Origin of the sequence: Streptomyces sp. GB4-14 (assembly GCF_022696125.1) — a bacterium.
Taxonomy (GTDB): domain Bacteria; phylum Actinomycetota; class Actinomycetes; order Streptomycetales; family Streptomycetaceae; genus Streptomyces; species Streptomyces werraensis.
On sequence record NZ_RZHO01000002.1, the window covers coordinates 6,068,622 to 6,087,592 of the forward strand.

An 18,971-nucleotide genomic window follows, 5' to 3' on the forward strand; every position below is an offset into this window, starting at 1 on the left:
GCGACCGTGGAGGTGACGGCCTCCCGCCCGCACCGGAGTTGACCATGACCACAGCACGTGACCTGGCCCTCGTCGCCGCCGACCCGCGGGACACGACTGTGGTGGAGCAGGGTGACCTGTCGCTCGCCCTCGCGGGGGCGGAGCTGATCGACCTCCTCGACGCCGAGGCCCTCACCCTCGACGGCACCCTCCTGGTCCCCGCCGGGCCCGCGCCGGCCGGCGACCGCCTGCTGTCCGAGGCCGCGCAGTGGCTGGCGGACGGCGGACCGGGCGAGACCGTGGACGACTGGCTCTGGCGCCGGGGCCGCGACCTCGCCGGGCGCTACCGGACCGTCCTGGAGGAGGAAGGGCTCGTGGAGCCCGAGCGGCGCCGCCACAACCCGCTGCGGCGACAGCACACCGCACCGGCCGACCCGTCGGCGATCCGGGCGGCGGGGGAGCGCCGCTCGTCGGGCGAGCCCGTGCTCGGCGCCCTCGCGGCCGCCGCCGGACTGACCGCGCAGGGCGGTGAGACGTCCGACGGGCTCGACGACGAGCGGACCACGGTGCTGGCGGCGGTGCTCCAGGCGGTCACGGAACTGGCCGGTGAGCGGCAGCGCCGCACCATCGAGGCCGAGGCCTTCGACAACATCTGGCGCGGCTACTGACCGTCCGGCGGTGACTGACCGTCCGGCGCGGCGACCGACCGTCGCCCGCCCGCCGCGGTGCGGCCGTCCCGTGTTGCCGCGCCCGTGCACCGGTGATGGGATGGACACTCTCGCGTGCGACGCGGGAGGAGGTGAAACCGGGCGACATCCCGCCCCGGGTGAACGTCCCGTCCCTCACCCGGCTTCTGTCCGTCCCGACCCAGCGCGGCGCGCGGACCGCACCCCCCTCACGGTCGCCGCCGGCCCCGGAGTGACATCATGAACACGTACCGAGTCGCCCAAGTTCCCGCTCCCAACGGGTCGTTCGAGATCGTGGAACGCGAGGTGCCCCGGCCGGGCCCGCGTCACGTGCGCATCGCCGTGGAGGCCTGCGGGGTCTGCCGCAGCGACGCCATGTTCGTCTCGGCCGGGATGCCCGGCGTGCCCTTCCCGCTGGTGCCGGGGCACGAGGCGGCCGGCCGCATCGACGAACTCGGCGACGGCGCCGACGAGATGGGCTGGCAGGTGGGCGACCGTGTCACCGTCGGCTGGTTCGGCGGCAGCTGCCTGCACTGCGTCCCGTGCCGTCGGGGCGACTTCATCGTCTGCGACAACCTCAAGATTCCCGGCTACGCCTACGACGGCGGTTTCGCCGAGGCGATCGTCGCGCCCGTCGACGCCCTGGCCCGCATCCCCGACGCGCTCTCCGCCGCCGACGCGGGACCCATGGCCTGCGCGGGCGTCACGGTGTACAACGGGCTGCGACGCAGCGGCGCGCGGCCGGACGACCTGGTGGCGATCCAGGGCATCGGCGGCCTCGGGCATCTGGCCGTGCGGTTCGCGGCGGCCATGGGATACGAGACGGTCGCGATCGCGCGCGGCGCGGACAAGGCCGACTTCGCCAAGGAACTGGGCGCCCACCACTACGTCGACAGCACGGCGGGCCCCGTCGCGGAGGCCCTCCAGGCGCTCGGCGGCGCGAAGGTGGTGCTGGCCACCGCCGGCAACTCCGAAGCCATGGCCTCCACGGTGGACGGACTCACCCCGCGCGGTGAGCTCGTCGTCGTCGGGGCGACCCCCGACCCGATGCCGATCAGCCCTCTTCAGCTGATCCTCAAGGGGCGGCTGGTCCGCGGCCACCCCTCCGGGACCGCCCAGGACGTGCAGGACACCATGACCTTCGCCGCCCGGCACGGCATCCGCCCCATGACGGAGGTGTTGCCGCTCGACGAGGCGAACACCGCCTATCGGAAGATGATGGACGGCAGCGCCCGCTTCCGCATGGTGCTCACCCCGAGCTGACTCCCGCGGCCGTCAGGCCGCAGAGCCGTCGCTGTCCCGGTAGGTCTCCAGGATGCGCAGCCACACCTCGCTGATCGTGGGGAACGCCGGGACGGCGTGCCACAGCCGGTCCACCGGCACCTCGCTGGTGACGGCGACGGTCGCCGAGTACAGCAGCTCCTGGACGCCCGGGCCCACGAAGGTCGCCCCGACGACGTTCCGCCGCTCGCTGTCGACGATCACCCGCGCCCGGCCCCGGTACCCCTGCGCGTACTGCACCGCCCCGGCGACCTTCCCGATGTCGTAGTCCACGACGTCGGCCTTCAGGCCCGCCCGTTCGGCCTCCCGCGCGGTCGGACCCACCGACGCCACCTCCGGCTCGGTGAAGACGACCTGCGGCACGGCGGCGCCGTCGGCGGTCGGGGCGTGCCGTCCCCACCTGCCGTCGTCGAGCGGCTCTCCCTTGGCGCGCGCCCCGATCACGGCGCCCGCGATCCGCGCCTGGTACTTGCCCTGATGGGTCATCAGGGCGCGGTGGTTGACGTCCCCGACCGCGTACAGCCAGCCCTCGGTGATCTCGGGCACGCGGAAGGAGTCGTCGACCGGCAGCCAGTCGCCCGGGTCGAGACCGACGGTCTCCAGGCCGATGTCGCCGGTGTGCGGAGCACGGCCGGTGGCGAACAGGATCTCGTCCGCGACCACGCTGTCCCCGTCGTCCGTCGTGATCCGCACGGGCCCTTCCCCGCCGTCCTCGCGCTCCACCGCGGCCACCGACCTGCCGAACCGCACGTCCACCCCGGCCTCGCGCAGCGCGTCAGCGACCATCTCCCCGGCGAACGGCTCCATCCGGCCCAGCAGTCCGCCGCGCACCAGCATCGTCACCCGGGAGCCGAGCGCCTGGAACGCCGTGGCCATCTCCACGGCCACCACCCCGCCGCCCACCACCGCGAGGCGTTCCGGCACGCTTCGGGCGGCCGTCGCCTGCCGGTTGGTCCACGGACGCACGTCGCCGAGTCCCGGCAGGTCGGGGAAGGCGGTGACCGTGCCCGTGCACACCGCGACGGCGTGCCGGGCGGTCAGCCGTACGGTCTCCCCGTCCGGCGTGTCCACGACGACCTGGCGGGGGCCGTTCAGCCGGCCGTGCCCGCGCACCAGGTCCACGGAGACGGAGTCGAGCCACTCCACCTGGTCCTCGTCCTGCCAGTGCGCGGCCATGGTGTCGCGGTGCTCGAAGACGGCGGGCACGTCCAGCGGGCCCTCGACCGCCCGCCGGAGCCCCGGGACGCGCCGGGCGTCGGCGCGCGCCAGCACGGGGCGCAGCAGCGCCTTGCTCGGCTCGCACGCCCAGAACGAGCATTCGCCGCCGAGCAGTTCGTTCTCCACGACGACCGTGGTGAGTCCGGCGGCGCGGGTGCGTTCGGCGAGGTTCTCCCCCGTCGGTCCCGCACCGAGAACCACCACGTCGTAGGCCTGGGAAGTGCCGTTCATGCCCGCTCCCGTAGTCGTCGGCTGGTCGACTGGGCGATGTCCTCCCAGTGTCCTCCTTCGGGTACGACATCGCCCGGTGTGCGGGGGCGTGCCGTCCGGCCGCTCCCGGCCCGGTTCGGCGCGGTACGTGGCAGGGCGCCGTGTCACGCGTCGCGCGGAAGGACCCCGCCGAGCAACGTCCCGAGCCGCTCACCCCGGACGAGGAGGCCGTGGTGCGGCCGCTACGCCGCGTCATCGATCGTCCCCGCCCCGGAGGCGACGTTGATCAGCACGCCGCTGTCGCGCTCGCCTTACTTCGACACGAGGGGCGGGCCAGGGGAGCCGGCGCTCTCGGGTGTGCCGTGGATCAGCGGCCGGGCAGGCGCTCCGTGATCTCCTGCACGATCCAGCCGTTGCCGTCCGGGTCGTCGAAGGACAGGAACGAGCTGTAGCTGCGCCCCTCGGGGTCCCGCCCCGACAACCGTGCCTTCACGCCCGCGTGATGGAAGACCCCTCCGGCGTCGTGGAACACCTCACTCACAGTGACGCCCTTGCGCGCCAGCTCCTCACGGGCGGCCTCGATGTCCCGCACGACGAGGTGCAGCCCCTCGGCGGACCCCGGTGCGGCCTCGCTGACCTGGTCACCGAAGATCACCGAGCAGGCGGACCCCGGTGGTGTCACCTGCACCACGCGCAGACCGTCGTCGGCGGTGAAGTCGGCGTCGAGCCGCCAGCCCAGACCTTCGTAGAAGCCCTTCGCACGGTCGACGTCGGACACCGGAACCACTGCTACTTCGAGCCTCATGTCCATGGTGGATCCTTCCTGTTCTGCGTCGGTCACGCCGTCTCCCGGCGGAGCGGGCGTGTGCTCACGGGGGCACCAGCTGCTGCCCGCCGTCGATGTCGTACGTGGCACCCGTGACGGCCTCGTTGCACATCAGGTGCACGGCCAGCGCGGCCACGTCGTCCGGGCCGACCACCCGCCTGATCGGCAGGGAGGCGCGCAGCTGCTCCCGCCGCTCCTCGAGCCGGTCGCCCAGCAGCGACGCGGACAGGGGCGTGTCGACGAAGCCCGGCGCGACGAGGTTCACGCGCACCGGTGCCAGCTCGAGCGCCAGAGCGGCGGTCAGGGCGGGCAGCGCGGCGGTGAGGGCCGACGTCACGGCCCCGCCGACGGCGGGGCGGCGGCCACCGGTGCCGCCGACGAACACCAGCGTCCCCGCGTCACGGACCACGGCGGCGCCGTACTTGGCGACGCCGAGGGTGAGGGCGAGGCGCTGCCCGAAGACGGCACGCGCCTCGTCGACGTCCATCTCGGCCAGCGGCATGTACCAGGGGGCTCCGGCGGTCGAGACGACATGGTCGACCGGGCCGGGCAGGTCCGCGAAGAACCGCCGCAGGGCGCCGGGGTCGGCGGCGTCGACGGTCGCCGTCCGCTCCGCCCCGACCTCCGCAGCCGCCCGGTCCAGCCGTTGCCGGTCGCGTCCGGCCATCACCACCCGGCCGCCGTGCCGCCGTACCTGACGTGCGGTCGCGAGTCCGATGCCGGAACTCGCGCCGATCACCACCACGGTCCGGCCCGCCAGGTCACGGGGGAGAGAGACGTCGCTCACCATGGGTGCCTCCGGCGTCGGTGCACGGGACGGCCCGGTCACGGACCCGGGCGGCGGCACGGTCCCGCATCGGACAAGGGACGGCCCGCCGGGCAACCGGGGTACAGCGCGGTGGGCCCTTCCGGCAGGGCCGCCTGGACCCGCCGGCTGACGTCGTCGCCCAGCACTTCCGCTCGGACGTAACGGCGGCGGCGCCGTCGTCGACGTCCTCTCCGTGCTGTCCTGGGTGTCCATCCCGGTCAGCGCGGGGTACGCCGCGGCGAGGCCGGCCGAGTGGCCGGTCACCAACGCCCTGCGGACGGCCCTCGCCGGACAGGGCACGCAAGGCCCGGCTCATCGCGGGCGTCCCCACCACGTGCGTCTCGAACTCCCGCCGGAACGACTCCCGGGCGCGTACGAACCGCTCCCCGAGTGCTCGGTCGGCGCCCTTCACGAACGCCACGGATCCTTCGAGTTGCATGGAGACCTCCCCGCCGAGGGGACAGCCGCCACGGACCACCGGTCGGCGGGCGGTGCGAGGCCGTGGCCGGCCGTTCCGACGCTACAGCGCGGGTCTGCCGGTCACCACTCGAACGGCGGAGCGGCCTCACCCTCCCGCCGACCCGTCTCCCGGGCCGGCTCCCGCGCCGCCCGCCCGACGCGCGCCGGCAGCGGCCCTTCGGCCTGCCCCGTCGCCCCAGTCGTCCGGCGTGGCACACACGGCGGCGGACGCCACCACGGCGTGCGGGTGACCGGACAAGGACGCCCGGCCGCGCGCCGGACCCTGGGCCGGGAAGACCGCGGCCCAGGACGGGTCCGTCGTCGTCCGAGTACAACCGCTCCGTGACGGGCGCCCTGAAGAACGCCCTCGACCACGTGCGCGCCGAGTGGAACAACAAGTCCGTCGGGTGGGTCAGCCGCGGACCGGCCGGCGGCACCCGTGCCGTGGAGCAGCCGAGCGGCATCACGGGGGAGCTGCAGCCGGCCGGCGTCCGCGTGTTCCGCCCGGCGAGATGTGCCGTCCGGCCCCCGGGCCGCGGTGTGACGGTGCGTCATCGGGGGAGGGCGGCCGTGGCCACGGCCGGGCGGTCACCGTCGCCGTGGCGGCCGGCCTCCGGGAGCCGGCCACCGTCGCCACCCACGGGCCGGCCGGTTTCCGGCGCCCTTCCCGAGCTCCGGGACCCGCGCCGTGACGCGGCGACCCACCCCCGCCGACGGCACCGCGCCCGGCTGGGTGATCACCGGTGGCGGGGCACCACGCCCGCTCATAGCTTCGGCTCCATGAACAAACGTCACATCGTGTATCTCGCGTGCACCACCGCCGTCGTGGCCGCGGGGATCGGTGCCGCCCCGTCGGCCCATCAGACAGCCGTGCACCGCGTACAGCCGGGGCAGTCCATCCAGAAGGCCGTGAACGCGGCCAAGGCGGGCGACACCGTCCTCCTGGCCGCCGGCACCTACAGGCAGAGCGTCGACATCACCAGGTCCGGCATCACCCTGCGCGGCGACGCCGCGGGCCGCACCGTCCTGAAGCCGGCAGCCAAGGCGGGCAAGTCCGCCTGCGCCAAGGCCGGCAACGGCGTCTGCGTCACCGGCACCGACAAGAAGCCGGTGAAGAACGTCTCCGTACGGTCCCTGACGGTGCGCGGGTTCGCGAAGAACGGCGTGTGGGCGACCGGCACCGAGAACCTCAAGGTGCGGTACGTGACCTCCGAGAAGAACGGCCAGTGGGGCATCGCCACCGAACGCTCCACGCGCAGCGTGATCAGCCACAACGTCACCCGCAAGAACGGCGACGCCGGGCTGTTCGTGGCCAACACCGTCGACACCGAGGAAGGCGCGCGCGACGCGAAGAAGACGGTCGTCCGCCACAACGAGACGGCGGAGAACCGGGTCGGCGTCACCGTACGGCGGCTGCGGAACCTCAGCGTCGACCACAACGAGGCCACCGGCAACTGCGCCGCGGTGTTCGTCGTCGGCGACGAGGTCAAGCCCCGCGCCGGCCACCTCAGCGTGTCCTGGAACAACATCCACGGCAACAACAAGTACTGCGCCAAGACTCCCCGGCTGCCCTTCCTCCAAGGCTCCGGCATCGTCCTCACCGGCGTCGAGGAGACCCGGGTGACGTTCAACCGGGTCGAGAACAACAAGGGCGCCTCCCCGCTGTCCGGCGGCATCGTGCTGTTCAAGAGCCTCGTCGGCACGCCGAGCGAGCGCAACGAAATCCGCGACAACCTGGTGACCGGCAACAGCCCCGCCGACCTCGCCAACCGCGACACCGCCAAGACGAACACCTTCAGCCGCAACACCTGCACGCTCTCCGAGCCCGCCGGAATGTGCTGACCCGTCAGACCTCCACCCCCACCCACGGCACAACAGCAGAAGCGAGGCAACGGATGACCACCGTTGATCCGGCTCCCCCGCCGCCCATGCGGCTGAGGGAGCTCGTATTCGGGGCGGCCTGCGCGGCCGCCGTTCGCGCGGCCGTCCGCCTGGGCGTGCCCGACGCGCTGGACGACAGCCCCATGACCGTCGACGACCTGGCGACGGCGGTGAAGACCCAGCCGCACACCCTGCGGCGGCTGCTGCGCGCGCTGTCGTGCCAGGGCGTCTTCGCCGAGAACCCCGACGGCACCTTCCAGCACACCGACATGTCCCGGCTGCTGCGCGAGGACGACCCGCACAGCCTGCGCTACATCGCCCTGTGGTGCACCGAGCCCTGGACCTGGCACGTCTGGCCGCGGCTGGACGAGGCGGTGCGCACCGGCGGCAACGTCTTCGAGGCGGTGTACGACGAGGAGTTCTTCACCTATCTCAACGAGTCGGCGCCCGAGTCCGCCCACGTCTTCAACCGGGCCATGACCACCTCCAGCGAGCAGTCCGCGCGGGACGTCGCCAAGCTGCTCGACCTGGGCGACGCCGACTCCGTGGTGGACATCGGCGGCGGTCAGGGGCACGTGCTGGCCAGCCTCCTGGAGAAGCACCCCCACCTCCACGGCACCCTGCTCGACCTGCCGGGCGTCGTGGAGAACGCCGACCCCCGGCTGCGCGACGGCGGCGCGCTCGCCGACCGGGCCCGCATCGTGGCCGGCGACTGCCGCGACGACGTGCCCGTCGAGGCCGACGTGTACATCATCAAGAATGTGCTGGAGTGGGACGACGACAGCACCCGCCGGGTGCTCGCCGCCATCCGCCGCTCGGCGCGTCCCCACGCCCGGGTCGTGGTCATCGAGAACCTGGTCGACGACACTCCGTCGATGCGCTTCACCACCGCCATGGACCTGTTGCTGCTCCTGAACGTCGGGGGCGCCAAGCACACCCGCCAGAGCATGACGGACCGGCTCACCGACGCGGGCCTGGTCATCGGCGAGATCCGCCCGGTCAACGCGTACCTGCACGCCTTCGAGTGCACCGTCCCCGGCTGATCCCGCGTAAGGCCGCGCAACCCCGAGGCCGCCGGCTCCGCGACTGACGCGGAACCGGCGGCCTCGGGGTGGTGCCGTGTGCGGCGGCTCAGGAGCCGGCGCCGCGCTCCCAGCGGTAGAAGCACCGCGCCATGGCGTCCTTCGGGCTGCGCCAGGTGGCCGGGTCGTACGGGCTGACGTACGCCTCGAGCTCCTGGCTGATGCGGCGGAACTCGGGGTGCGAGGCCACCTTCGCGATGGCGGGCGCCGGATCCTGCTCCGACTCGATGAGGTGCAGGTACACGTCGTCCCCGAACTGGAAGAGACTGCGCCGGCCGACGCCGACCAGGTGGGGGAGTTCCCCCCGGTCCGACGCGGCGAACACGTCGGCGATGTCCGGCGCCGAACCGGGCTTCATCCGGGCGACGATCAGGGCGTGGTGCATGGGATTCCTTCCGGGTCCCCGGCGGGACCGGTGCTCAGCGCGAGGAGGCGACGGACGCCGTCTCGTTCTCGCGGGCGGCCTGCTCGATCCTGTCCCGGATGAGCGCCATCTGGGTGCGGGAGTTGCGGTTGATGTTGTCCGTCATCCACTCGTCGTCGACGGGCGCGTCGGGCTTCATCGCGAAGTCCTGCGTCCAGCGCATCTCGATCCCGCCCGGCACCTCCTCGTACTCCCACAGGATGTCCATGTGGGCGAACGGACCGGTCTCCACGCGGCGGGCGCGCACGATCCGCTTCCGGCGGTCCGGGGTGCGCTCCGACACCCAGCTCCACACCTTGCCGTTCTCGTCCGGGTGCATGGTCAGCCGGAACGTCGTCGTGTCGCCCTCCCGGGAGAGGATGTCCACCGACGCGTACTCGCTGAACAGCCGCGGCCAGTTCTCGAGGTCGTTCGTCATCTCCCAGACGAGGTCGAAGGGAGCGTCGATGGTGATGCTGTTCTCGGTGTGTCCGGCCACTTTCAGGCTCCAGCCGTGAGGGTGCTGTTGACGAGGTCGAGGAACTCCCGGGGCGTCCTGCACCGCTCCGAGTCGGGCGGCAGGGACGCGCCGTACCGGTTCTCCAGCTCGCCGACGATGCCGAGCAGGCCGAGCGAGTCGAGACCGAAGGAGTCGAAGGGGGACTCCGCGGCGTCCTTGAGTTCCTTGGGATCGACGGTGATGCCGGCCGCCTGCTTCATCAGAGCGGCCAGTTCGTCGAAGGTCACTTCGGTGGTGATCATGGGTGACTGCTCCTTCCCCGCCCGGATCACCGGGCGGAATCGTCACCGCGGCGCACGACCAGCGCCGCGTTGGAGCCCATCAGTCCCCGGCTGAGGACGAGGGCGGTGCGCAGCTCGGCGGGGCGAGCGTGCGAGGTCACCAGATCGATGTCGTGGCAGACGTCGAACACGTTGGGCGTGGGCGGCACCAGGCCGTGCTCCATGGCCAGCAGCGCCGCCACCGTGTCCAGCACGGGCGCACCGCAGTACGCCCGGCCGAAGCCGGTCTTGGGGGCCGTCACCGGCACCCGGGTGCCGTGCGCGCCGAGGGCGTCGGCGATCGCCAGCGCCTCCGCGCGGTCCGCCTCGGGCACGCCCAGGGCGTCGGCGAACACGACGTCGATCTCCTCCGGTGCGGCGCCCGCCTCGTCGAGGGCGCCGGTGATCGCGTGCGCGAGGCCCTCCCGGGACTCCGCCCAGCGGGACGTACCGGTGAACGTGGCCGCGTGACCGGCCACGACACCCCGTACGGGCACCCCGCGCTCACGGGCCTGCTCCTCGTCCTCGACGACGAGCAGGGCACCGCCCTCGGCCGGCACGAATCCGCACGCCTTCTCGGTGAAGGGACGGTAGGCGCGGTCGGGGTCGTCGAGGGTGCTGAGCTCGGGGTAGCCGAGCTGGCACACCATCGAGTACGGGGCCAGCGGCGCCTCCGCCGCCCCCACGACCATGACGTCGGTGCCGCGCCGCACCGCCCGGGCCGCGTGCGCGAGGGAGTCCAGACCGCCCGCCTCGTCGCTCGCCACCACCCCGCACGGCCCCTTGAGGCCGCCGCGGATGGAGATCTGGCCGGTGCTCGCCGCGTAGAACCAGGCGATCGACTGGTACGGGCCGACGAACTTCGAGCCCTGGCCCCACAGTTTCTGCAGCTCGCGCTGGCCGAACTCGCCGCCGCCGGAGCCGGCCGCGGTGACCACGCCGACCGAGTAGGGGTCGGCGGGCTCGCCGCCCAGCCCGGCGTCGTCGAGGGCGAGCGCCGCCGCGGCCATCGCGAAATGGCTGAACCGGTCGGTCTGCACCAGGAAACGGTCCTCGACGAGGGCCGCCGGGTCGAAGGACCGCACCTCGCCCGCCACCCGCAGCGGCAGATGCCCGCACCCTTCGCGGGTGATCAGGTCCAGCACGCCGAGTCCTTCTCTCACCGACTTCCAGTAGGCGTCGGTGCTCAGTCCGTTGGGTGCGACCACACCGATGCCGGTGACGGCCGCTCGCCCGGAACGCCGTTTGCTCATCGTGTCCTCCCGCCCGCACCGGACAGCAGCACCGCGGACTGGAAACCGCCGAACCCGCTGCCGACGGAGAGCACGTGCTCCAGCTTCCGCGGGCGGGCGGTGCGCGGCACGTAGTCCAGGTCGCACTCCGGGTCGGGGGTCTCGTAGTTCGCCGTCGGCGGCACGACCTGATGACGCAGCGCGAGCACGCACGCCACCACCTCGATCGCGCCGATGGCGCCGAGCGAGTGCCCCACCATCGACTTGATGGAGCTCATGGGCGTCTCGTACGCGTGCGCCCCCAGCGACCGCTTCACCGCGGCCGTCTCGTGCCGGTCGTTCTGCCGTGTGCCGGAACCGTGCGCGTTGACGTAGTCGATCCGGGTCGGATCGAGCCGGGCCTGGTCGAGGGTGCTCTCGATGGCGCGGGCCATCTCCAGGCCCTCACTGGTCAGGCCCGTCATGTGGTAGGCGTTGCCGTAGGTGGCGTAGCCGCTGATCTCGCAGAGGATGTCCGCGCCACGCGCCCTCGCGTGCTCGTAGTCCTCCAGCACCAGCACCGCCGCGCCCTCGCCCATCACGAACCCGTCGCGGCGCGCGTCGAACGGCCGCGACGCGTGCTCGGGGTCGTCGTTGTTGGGGGACGTCGCCTTGATGGCGTCGAAGCAGGCCATCGTGATCGGGGAGATCGGCGAGTCCGACGCCCCCGCGATGCAGACGTCCGCCCGGCCCTCGGCGACGGTGTGGAAGGCGTAGCCGACCGCGTCGAGCCCGGAGGTGCAGCCGGTGGACACCGTCTGCACCGGGCCCCGGGCGCCGAACTGCTCGGCCACCGTGGAGGCGAGGGTGCTCGGCGAGAACGCCAGATGCAGCTTCGGGTCCGCCTTGGTGTGGTCCACGTCCCAGCGCCGGCCGCTCTCGCTGACCAGCACGTAGTCGTGTTCCAGCCGGGTGGTCCCGCCGACCGCGCTGCCCAGCGACACCGCGGTGCGCCACGGGTCCAGGGACCCGGTGTCGAGCCCGGACTGCCGGACCGCCTCCCGGGCCGCGACCACGGCGAACTGGATGTAGCGGTCGGCGTGCTGGCACAGGTCCGCGTCCAGGCCGTGCTCGAACGGGTCGAAGTCGCACTCGGCGGCGATGCGCGAGCGCAGGCCCGCCGGGTCGAACAGCGTGATGCCGCGGGTCGCGGTGCGGCCTGCGGCCAGGAGGTCCCAGAACGCCGTCGCCCCGATGCCGCCGGGAGCGACCACACCTATACCGGTGACGGCCACCCGCCGGGTCATTTTATGGCCTCGCTCGGCTCGGCCGGACGGCCCGTCTCCGGCCCGCCCACCGTCAACTGCGGCCCTGACTCGGCGCTTTCGGTCTCCTCCGTGTCGACGTGCCCGAGGCTCGGGTGGGGCGCGAGGGGACCCAGGTGGAACACCATGCGGGCCTCCTCGTCGCCGACGTTGCGGAAGCGGTGCCGCATGTCGATCGGGATCATCAGCCCCTGCTCCGCGCGGAGCGCGAACGGCTCACCGTCCAGATCCACCTCCAGCGAGCCGTTGACGACGTACACGAACTCCTCGGAGTACGGGTGGTAGTGCTCGGCGATCCGCTCACCGGGCTTGATGACGGCCAGTCCCATGAAGCCGCTCGTGGAGCCCACGGTGGCCGGGGTGAGCAGGGTCCTGAGGTCGCCCCCGCGCCTGCGGTTGGGTTCCGTCTCGCTCAGGTCCACGATGCGTGGATGCTGCTTGGACATGGTTGATACCTCCGGATGTTCCGGTGACGTCCCCGGCGCGACGGCCGCGGACGTCACCGTGGTCGACCGTCAGGAAGCCGCCGCGCTGCGGTCGGTGACGGGCAGCATGTCGGCGTGCGACAGCAGCCGGTTGAGGGTGCGCTCCGAGTCCAGGTCGCCCTCGACGCCGATCGCGGCGCCGTCCAGGAGCCGCCGGAGCTCCGCGGCCTTGCCCGGGCCCTTGATGCCCAGCGCGGCGGGCGGGTCCAGGTCGAGGTCGCCGGTGACGTCGACGAGACGCACCACGATGTCGTCCCGCTGGAACACGGTGCTCGCGTACACCGGGCTGTCCGGGTCGCCCGCCGCGGCCTCGTCCTGGTGGGCGAGGAACCGGGCCAGGTCCATGCCGTGGCCCCGCACGGCCGGGTAGTACAGCGCGTGCCGCCGCAGCCCCTCGGGCTCCGGCTTGCCGACCGTCACATGGTGCACGGCGGGCAGCGCGGCCCGGGTGAAGAACAGCCGCGCGGACTCGGGGTCGGTCAGGTCCCGGTCCTGCTCCAGATAGGGGTTGATGGCCTCCTCGACCGCCCGCACCTCCGGCTGGCGCGCCACGTGGCGCAGCGCGGCGAGCAGGTCGCCCTCCACCTCCACGGCCCGCACGACCCGGTTGCCGTGCATGAACAGCGAGGTGCGGCGCAGCCGCGTGGTGTCGTCGACCTGGGCCTTGGGCGACTCGTACCCGGCCAGCAGCTCCGCCACCTTGGACTCGGAGCCCGGCTTGACGGTGAACGTGAGGGCGTGGCGCGCCACGCCGTCGCCGACCCGCACCGCCGACTGGAGGCCGGCGGCGGCCGTGCCGGGGGTCAAGGGCTGCTCGGGGAAGGTCTCGCGCACCACGCTGTAGCGCATCGACCGGGTGTCCCGCACGCAGCTGTGCATCGGCCGGACGGTTTCCACGTGCTCCTCGCTGTTCACCCACGCGAGGAACGGCGGGGCGCTCTCCCACTCGCTGGTGATCAGCCACTGCGACGGATTCTCGATCGACTGGCACAGCTGGTCGCTGATGTGACCGGGCACGGACGCGACCTTGTTCCGCATGTGCTCGTACGCCTCGAGGAACTGCTCCTGCGCCCCCTCGTACAGGTCGAGCAGCAGGATCACCCGCAGCCTTGAGCCGTCGAAGGCCGACTGCGATATGCGTCCCGACATGGTCATCCGGCGCACCTCTCCTCTTGTTGGGGAAACCCCTGCGGCGGGGCTTCTTCCGGAAGCTCTTCACGGAAGGTCAGGAACGACCGCCGTGTCCGATGGGCAGGGGGTCGCCATGTGTCGATGGTCGGGGCGGCGCCGGGAGCGCGCGAGCGACACGGCGCAGGCGGGTGAACCGCGCGCCATCCGGGTGCCGCACGGACGCGAAGGGCCCGGTACCGGGGATGACATCAGCGTCCCGTTCCTCAACCACGACCCGGGCGAACGCTGGAGGCGTTGCAATGAACCGATCGGGCACGACCGGCGAGGCGGTCCACCGCACGCCCGTCCTCATCGTCGGGGGCTCCCTGGTGGGCTTGTCGATGTCCCTGTTCCTGGGGCGGCTCGGCGTGCCGCACACGCTCGTCGAGCGGCACGCGGGCACCTCGATGCATCCGCGCGGGCGGGGCAACAACGTGCGCACGATGGAGCTGTTCCGCACCGCCGGCGTGCAGGAGCGCATCATCGAGGCCGCGTCGGTCCTGCAGGACAACCACGGCATCCTGCAGACGCCGAGCCTCGTGGGAGACGCGGGGGAGTGGCTGTTCCGGGAGATCGACCCCGGCGGCGGCCTGGCCCGCTTCAGCCCCGCCGCCTGGTGCCTGTGCAGCCAGAACGACCTGGAGCCGGTGCTGCTGCGCAGCGCCCGCGAACTGGGCGGCGACCTGCGCTACAACACCGAGATGATGTCGTTCGACCAGGACGGCGACGGGGTGACGGCGCTGGTCAAGAGCCGGGAGACCGGTGAGCACACGACGATCAGGGCGGACTACCTGGTCGCCGCGGACGGCCCCCGCAGCCCCGTCCGCGAGCGGCTCGGCATCGGCCACAACGGCCCCGGCGACCTGTTCCACAACGTCAGCGTCACCTTCTCCTCGCGCCGCCTCGCCGGCGTGGTCGGCGACCGCCGGTTCATCGTCTGCTACCTCACCGGACCCGACGCCGACGGGGCGCTGCTGCCGGTGGACAACCGCGAGCACTGGGTGTTCCACGCCCCCTGGCACCCCGAGAACGGCGAGACGCTCGAGGAGTTCACCGACGAGCGGTGCTCCGAGCACATCCGGCGGGCGGTGGGTGTGCCGGACCTGGACGTCACCATCACCGGCCGGGCGGCCTGGCACGCGGCCGAGCGGGTCGCCGAGCGGTACGCCGACGGGCGGGTGTTCCTGGCCGGCGACTCGGCGCACGAGATGTCGCCCACCGGCGCGTTCGGCTCCAACACCGGCATCCAGGACGCCCACAACCTCGCCTGGAAACTGGCCGCCGTACTGGGCGGCTGGGCCGGCCCCGGTCTGCTCGACAGCTACGACGCCGAGCGCCGGCCCGTGGCCGAGGCGACCAGCGCCCGCGCCTCGTCCCGCTCGGTGGAGCACAGCCACCCCGGCTACACGCCCGACGCCGAGGCCGCGGCGCTCGTCGGCCGCAAGCGCGGCATCCTCAATGTGGCCCTCGGCTACCGTTACCCGCGCGGCGCGGTGCTGGGCGCGGACCCGGCGACGCCGGTGGTGCCGGACGCCCTCACGCTGACCGGCGAGCCCGGCAGCCGCGCACCGCACCTGTGGCTGGACCGGGCCGGCGCCCGCATCTCCACGCTCGACCTCTACGAGCGCTCCCTCGTCCTGCTCGCGTCCCCGCACAGCCCGTGGCTCGCCGCGGCCGCCGAGGTGGCGGCCGGGCTCCCGGCGCCGCTGGACGCCTACGGGGTGGGCGAGGGCGCCGACCTGGTGCCCGAGTCCGGCGCCGACTGGGCGGAGACCCACGGGGTCACACCGGACGGTGCGGTGCTGGTGCGGCCGGACGGTTTCGTCGCATGGCGCCACGACGGGCGGCCCGCGAACCCGGCCGGCGCGCTGCGGGACGCGGTGGCCGCCCTGCTGTCGCGCGTCTGAGCGGGCGCGGCCGCCGGGGCGGTGCGGGTCACCCGCCGCCGATTCCGCCCTGGCGGCCGCGCTCGGATTTGGCCAGGTGCTGCTCGTAACGCTGGACCGCAGGCCCGTCGACGTCCCAGGGCCACGGGGTGACCATGCCCTGGAGCGCCTGGAACACCGGGTGGGCGTCCGCCGCGCGCCCGGCCGCGCACAGCGCGTACGCCAGGACGTTGAGGTCGGCCGGCGCCGCCGCGTGCTGGAAGAACCCCGGCTTCGGCCACAGTGCGGCGGCCTGGTGCAGCGCCGCCGCCAGATGTCCGCTCTCGAAGAGCTGGCCCGCGGTCATCGCCCGCATCCCGCCCTGCGCGAGCAGCCCCTGGTACTGCCGTACGGCGGCGGTGAGTTCGACGGCGGCGCAGGGGGCGTTGGCCGGGATGCGGGTGCGGACCGCGTCGACGAAGTCCAGCACCGAGGCGCTGGAACCGCCCTCCTCGGGCGACAGCAGGGCGAGCATCTGCAGGAACGCCTCGCGGTTCCAGGGGTCGCGGGCGGTGGCCTGCCGCCACAGGGCGTCGACGTCCTTGTGGCCGAAGCGCACGACGCGCGCGGAGCCGAGCAGGACCACCCACGGCAGGGGATCGTCGGGCGACAGCTCGGCGGCCCGGTGGCACCGGGTGATCAGCGCGTCGGTGTCGTCGAGGCGCCGTTCCTCCAGGGCGCGCACCAGGGTGGTCCAGGAGTGGAACACCAGCGCGTCCACGTCGTCCGGGTCGCGCTCCAGCCAGGTCTCGGCGATGCCGGTGCCGGAGGCGGCCCCGGCCAGCACGGACACCCGGTGGCCGCGGAGGTCCCAGTCGTCCCCGGTCTCCTCCAGCAGCTCGGCGATCAGTTCCGCGTCCGCGGCCTTCCCGCTGCCCCGCTTGCTCAACTTGCCCAGGACTTTGGCCAGCTGGGTGTCGCCGAGGGAGCGGGAGATACGAGGGCGTCGGCTGGGGCGCGTACTGAAGAGGGGCATGTGCGAAGACTAGGAAGCGGATCGGCCCGTTCAACCGGTACGGGGTGATCGTTATCGATCTGGCCCTTACCGCCGGTCGGCCGGGCAGACCGGGGCGGGGCCGGACAACTCGCCGGCCCCGCCCCGCCCGTCGCGCGTGACTCAGACCGCGGGGGCCGGGTACGTCGGGTACTCCACGCCGGACACGTACTGGACGACGCGGACGACCTGGCAGGAGTAGCCGAACTCGTTGTCGTACCAGAGGTAGAGGATCGCGTTGTCGCCGTCGACCTTCAGGGCGCCGGCGTCGACGATCGACGCGTGCCGCGAGCCGACGAAGTCGCTGGAGACCGCGTCGGGCGCGCTGATGAAGTCGATCTGGCGCTTCAGCGGGGAGGTCAGCGACACGTTGCGCAGGTAGTCGAGGACCTCCTCGCGGTCGGTGGCGCGGCCCAGCTGGAGGTTGAGGATCGCGATCGACACGTCCGGCACGGGCACGCGGATGGAGCTGCCGGTGATGGGGGCCTTCAGGTCGGGCAGCGCCTTGGCGACGGCCGACGCGGCGCCGGTCTCGGTGATCACCATGTTGAGCGGCGCGGACCGGCCGCGGCGCTCTGACTTGTGGTAGTTGTCCAGCAGGTTCTGGTCGTTGGTGAACGAGTGGACGGTCTCCACGTGGCCGCGCAGCACGCCGTACTCGTCCGCCATCGCCTTCAGCGGCGGCACGATCGCGTTGGTGGTGCAGGACGCGCAGGACAGGATCCGCTCGTCCGGCTTGAGGGTGTCGTGGTTGACCCCGTGCACGATGTTGGGGACGTCGCCCTTGCCGGGCGCGGTCAGCACCACCTTGTCGACGCCGGGGCGCAGGTGCTGTGAAAGACCCTCGCGGTCACGCCACTTGCCGGTGTTGTCGATCAGGATGGCGTTGTGGATGCCGTACGCGGTGTAGTCGATCTCGGTCGGGTCGTTGGCGTAGACGACCTTGATGACGTTGCCGTTGGCGACGATGGTGCTGTTCGCCTCGTCGACGGTGATCGTGCCCTGGAACTGGCCGTGCACCGAGTCGCGGCGCAGCAGCGAGGCGCGCTTGACGATGTCCTGCTCGCCACCCCGGCGCACGACGATCGCGCGCAGCCGCAGGCCGTTGCCGGAGCCGGACTTCTCGATCAGCAGACGGGCGAGGAGGCGGCCGATGCGGCCGAAGCCGTAGAGGACGACGTCGCGCGCCTCACGGCGCTCGATCTTGTTCGCGCCGGTGGCGCCGGCGACGGCCTCGGCGGTGAACTCGGCGACGGACTTGCCCTGGTCGTCCGCGCGGTAGGCCTCCGCGAGCAGGCCGATGTCGATCTGCGAGGGGCCGAGGTCCAGCGTGGTGAGCGCCTGGAGGAACGGCAGGGTCTCGGTGACCGAGAGCTCCTCGCCGGCGATCTGCCGGGCGAAGCGGTGCGTCTTGAGGATGCTGACCACCGACTTGTTCACCAGGGAGCGGCTGTGCAGCAGGACGGTGACGTCCCGCTCCCGGTGCAGCTTCCCGATGATCGGGATCATCGACTCCGCGATCTCCTCGCGGTGTTTCCAGTTGGTGAACGAGTCTTCGTTGACAGTCACAGCATCCATCTTTCGAGCTAGAGGGTGCTCATATGATAGCCATCTCGCTCGGAGGGGTCGGAGGGGGCCCGCCCCTGGCGCGCGAAGGGGTCCGCAGGGCCTCGCGGGAGGGCTGGTGGATCGCAGGGTTGCGCGACATGCGAACGGGTACGCGTCCCCTACTGTGCCCGGGCCCGAGCGGGCTCCGGGCGGGCCGACAACCGCCGCTACCAGGGAATTCGTCATGGAAACACCCGCGCACGAGAACAACGCCCCCACGCCCGCGCAGCGGGCCCTGGACGCACTGTCGGAGAACACCGAGGACACGGCCGCGCTGGACGCCCTGGCCAACAGCGACGTGCTGATCCCCGTCCCCGACGACGCGGGCGACGAGGAGGCCGCCGACCCCGGCGCCGTCGCGCTGCCCGTGCTGGAGCAGCCGGGAGGCACCCAGGTGGTGCCCGTGTTCACCTCCGAGCTGGAGATGGCCGGGTTGCTCCCGTTCGTCTCCCGCTACCGCCTGGTCCCGCTGGGTGCCCTCGCCGCGCAGTGGCCGGCCGACGACCTGTCCCTCACCATCGACGGCAGCTCCGAGCACCGGCTGACCCTGACCTCGGAGGGGGTCCGCACCTTGCTGGCCCGCCCGTAGCGGACACGTCGCGAGCGAGCCCCGGTCCGTCAGGGCCGGGGCTCGCTCCCG

At 72.7% G+C, this 18,971-nt stretch carries 18 protein-coding genes and 1 pseudogene; 7 read left to right on the forward strand and 12 right to left on the reverse strand.

Going from position 1 to position 18,971, the window contains the following annotated elements:
* Positions 1-44: 44 nt before the first annotated feature.
* Together ELQ39_RS29250 and ELQ39_RS29255 are read left to right on the forward strand one after the other, a co-directional pair.
* Positions 45-647 carry a GOLPH3/VPS74 family protein gene (locus ELQ39_RS29250; RefSeq protein WP_242594871.1) on the forward strand — a complete coding sequence of 201 codons (603 nt, stop codon included), beginning with the start codon at positions 45-47 and terminating at the stop codon, positions 645-647.
* Positions 648-905: 258 nt separating this feature from the next.
* Positions 906-1,928: an alcohol dehydrogenase gene (locus ELQ39_RS29255; protein ID WP_225640731.1), complete on the forward strand. Its 1,023-nt coding sequence runs from the start codon at positions 906-908 to the stop codon at positions 1,926-1,928.
* 12 nt (positions 1,929-1,940) lie between these two features.
* Here the strand turns inward: ELQ39_RS29255 and ELQ39_RS29260 are convergent, their stop codons facing one another.
* The 3 genes from ELQ39_RS29260 to ELQ39_RS29270 form a co-directional block, all read right to left on the reverse strand.
* On the reverse strand, positions 1,941-3,395 hold the full coding sequence (locus tag ELQ39_RS29260) for a dihydrolipoyl dehydrogenase family protein (RefSeq protein ID WP_242594873.1): 1,455 nt from the start codon (positions 3,393-3,395) through the stop codon (positions 1,941-1,943).
* 346 nt (positions 3,396-3,741) lie between these two features.
* Positions 3,742-4,185 (reverse strand): VOC family protein, encoded by a 444-nt coding sequence (locus ELQ39_RS29265; RefSeq protein ID WP_190003970.1) that lies wholly within the window; start codon positions 4,183-4,185, stop codon positions 3,742-3,744.
* Between the two features lie 58 nt (positions 4,186-4,243).
* Positions 4,244-4,990, reverse strand: coding sequence for an SDR family oxidoreductase (locus ELQ39_RS29270; protein ID WP_242594874.1), 747 nt, complete (start codon positions 4,988-4,990; stop codon positions 4,244-4,246).
* Positions 4,991-5,509: 519 nt separating this feature from the next.
* On the opposite strand from ELQ39_RS29270, the pseudogene ELQ39_RS32745 reads away from it, so the two are divergent.
* The 3 genes and pseudogenes from ELQ39_RS32745 to ELQ39_RS29280 all read left to right on the forward strand — a co-directional run.
* Positions 5,510-5,908: pseudogene (locus ELQ39_RS32745) on the forward strand (NADPH-dependent FMN reductase); the annotation flags it as partial.
* A 339-nt stretch (positions 5,909-6,247) separates the two neighbouring features.
* Entirely contained in the window at positions 6,248-7,309 is a 1,062-nt protein-coding gene (locus ELQ39_RS29275; protein ID WP_242594875.1) for a right-handed parallel beta-helix repeat-containing protein, read from the forward strand.
* A gap of 53 nt (positions 7,310-7,362) precedes the next feature.
* A complete protein-coding gene (locus tag ELQ39_RS29280; protein ID WP_242594876.1) occupies positions 7,363-8,391 on the forward strand; it encodes a methyltransferase in 1,029 nt (342 codons plus the stop codon).
* Between the two features lie 88 nt (positions 8,392-8,479).
* On the opposite strand, the gene ELQ39_RS29285 is transcribed toward ELQ39_RS29280, so the two are convergent.
* From ELQ39_RS29285 to ELQ39_RS29315, 7 genes are all read right to left on the reverse strand, one after another.
* Positions 8,480-8,815 (reverse strand): TcmI family type II polyketide cyclase, encoded by a 336-nt coding sequence (locus ELQ39_RS29285; RefSeq protein ID WP_190003820.1) that lies wholly within the window; start codon positions 8,813-8,815, stop codon positions 8,480-8,482.
* 34 nt (positions 8,816-8,849) lie between these two features.
* Positions 8,850-9,332 (reverse strand): SRPBCC family protein, encoded by a 483-nt coding sequence (locus ELQ39_RS29290; RefSeq protein ID WP_225626365.1) that lies wholly within the window; start codon positions 9,330-9,332, stop codon positions 8,850-8,852.
* A 2-nt stretch (positions 9,333-9,334) separates the two neighbouring features.
* Positions 9,335-9,595: an acyl carrier protein gene (locus ELQ39_RS29295; RefSeq protein WP_093547852.1), complete on the reverse strand. Its 261-nt coding sequence runs from the start codon at positions 9,593-9,595 to the stop codon at positions 9,335-9,337.
* A 26-nt stretch (positions 9,596-9,621) separates the two neighbouring features.
* Positions 9,622-10,866, reverse strand: coding sequence for a ketosynthase chain-length factor (locus ELQ39_RS29300; RefSeq protein ID WP_242594877.1), 1,245 nt, complete (start codon positions 10,864-10,866; stop codon positions 9,622-9,624).
* Entirely contained in the window at positions 10,863-12,131 is a 1,269-nt protein-coding gene (locus ELQ39_RS29305; RefSeq protein ID WP_242594878.1) for a beta-ketoacyl-[acyl-carrier-protein] synthase family protein, read from the reverse strand. Before ELQ39_RS29305 ends, ELQ39_RS29300 begins: the two co-directional genes overlap by 4 nt.
* The gene (locus ELQ39_RS29310) at positions 12,128-12,595 is read right to left on the reverse strand and encodes a cupin domain-containing protein (protein WP_242594879.1); all 468 of its coding nucleotides are present in this window, start codon (positions 12,593-12,595) and stop codon (positions 12,128-12,130) included. The genes ELQ39_RS29305 and ELQ39_RS29310 overlap by 4 nt, the downstream gene beginning before the upstream one ends.
* A 69-nt stretch (positions 12,596-12,664) precedes the next feature.
* Positions 12,665-13,789: a SchA/CurD-like domain-containing protein gene (locus ELQ39_RS29315; protein ID WP_242594880.1), complete on the reverse strand. Its 1,125-nt coding sequence runs from the start codon at positions 13,787-13,789 to the stop codon at positions 12,665-12,667.
* Positions 13,790-14,064: 275 nt separating this feature from the next.
* Between ELQ39_RS29315 and ELQ39_RS29320 the strand changes: the two genes are divergently transcribed.
* Positions 14,065-15,711 (forward strand): FAD-dependent oxidoreductase, encoded by a 1,647-nt coding sequence (locus ELQ39_RS29320; RefSeq protein WP_242594882.1) that lies wholly within the window; start codon positions 14,065-14,067, stop codon positions 15,709-15,711.
* A gap of 28 nt (positions 15,712-15,739) precedes the next feature.
* Here ELQ39_RS29320 and ELQ39_RS29325 read toward each other — a convergent pair whose 3' ends face one another.
* Positions 15,740-16,705, reverse strand: coding sequence for a hypothetical protein (locus ELQ39_RS29325; RefSeq protein ID WP_242594885.1), 966 nt, complete (start codon positions 16,703-16,705; stop codon positions 15,740-15,742).
* A 141-nt stretch (positions 16,706-16,846) separates the two neighbouring features.
* Entirely contained in the window at positions 16,847-18,292 is a 1,446-nt protein-coding gene (locus ELQ39_RS29330) for a glyceraldehyde-3-phosphate dehydrogenase (RefSeq protein ID WP_242594887.1), read from the reverse strand.
* Between the two features lie 223 nt (positions 18,293-18,515).
* Here ELQ39_RS29330 and ELQ39_RS29335 point away from each other — a divergent pair, with 223 nt between their 5' ends.
* The gene (locus ELQ39_RS29335; protein ID WP_006134511.1) at positions 18,516-18,920 is read left to right on the forward strand and encodes an SseB family protein; all 405 of its coding nucleotides are present in this window, start codon (positions 18,516-18,518) and stop codon (positions 18,918-18,920) included.
* The last annotated feature ends 51 nt before the right edge of the window (positions 18,921-18,971 follow it).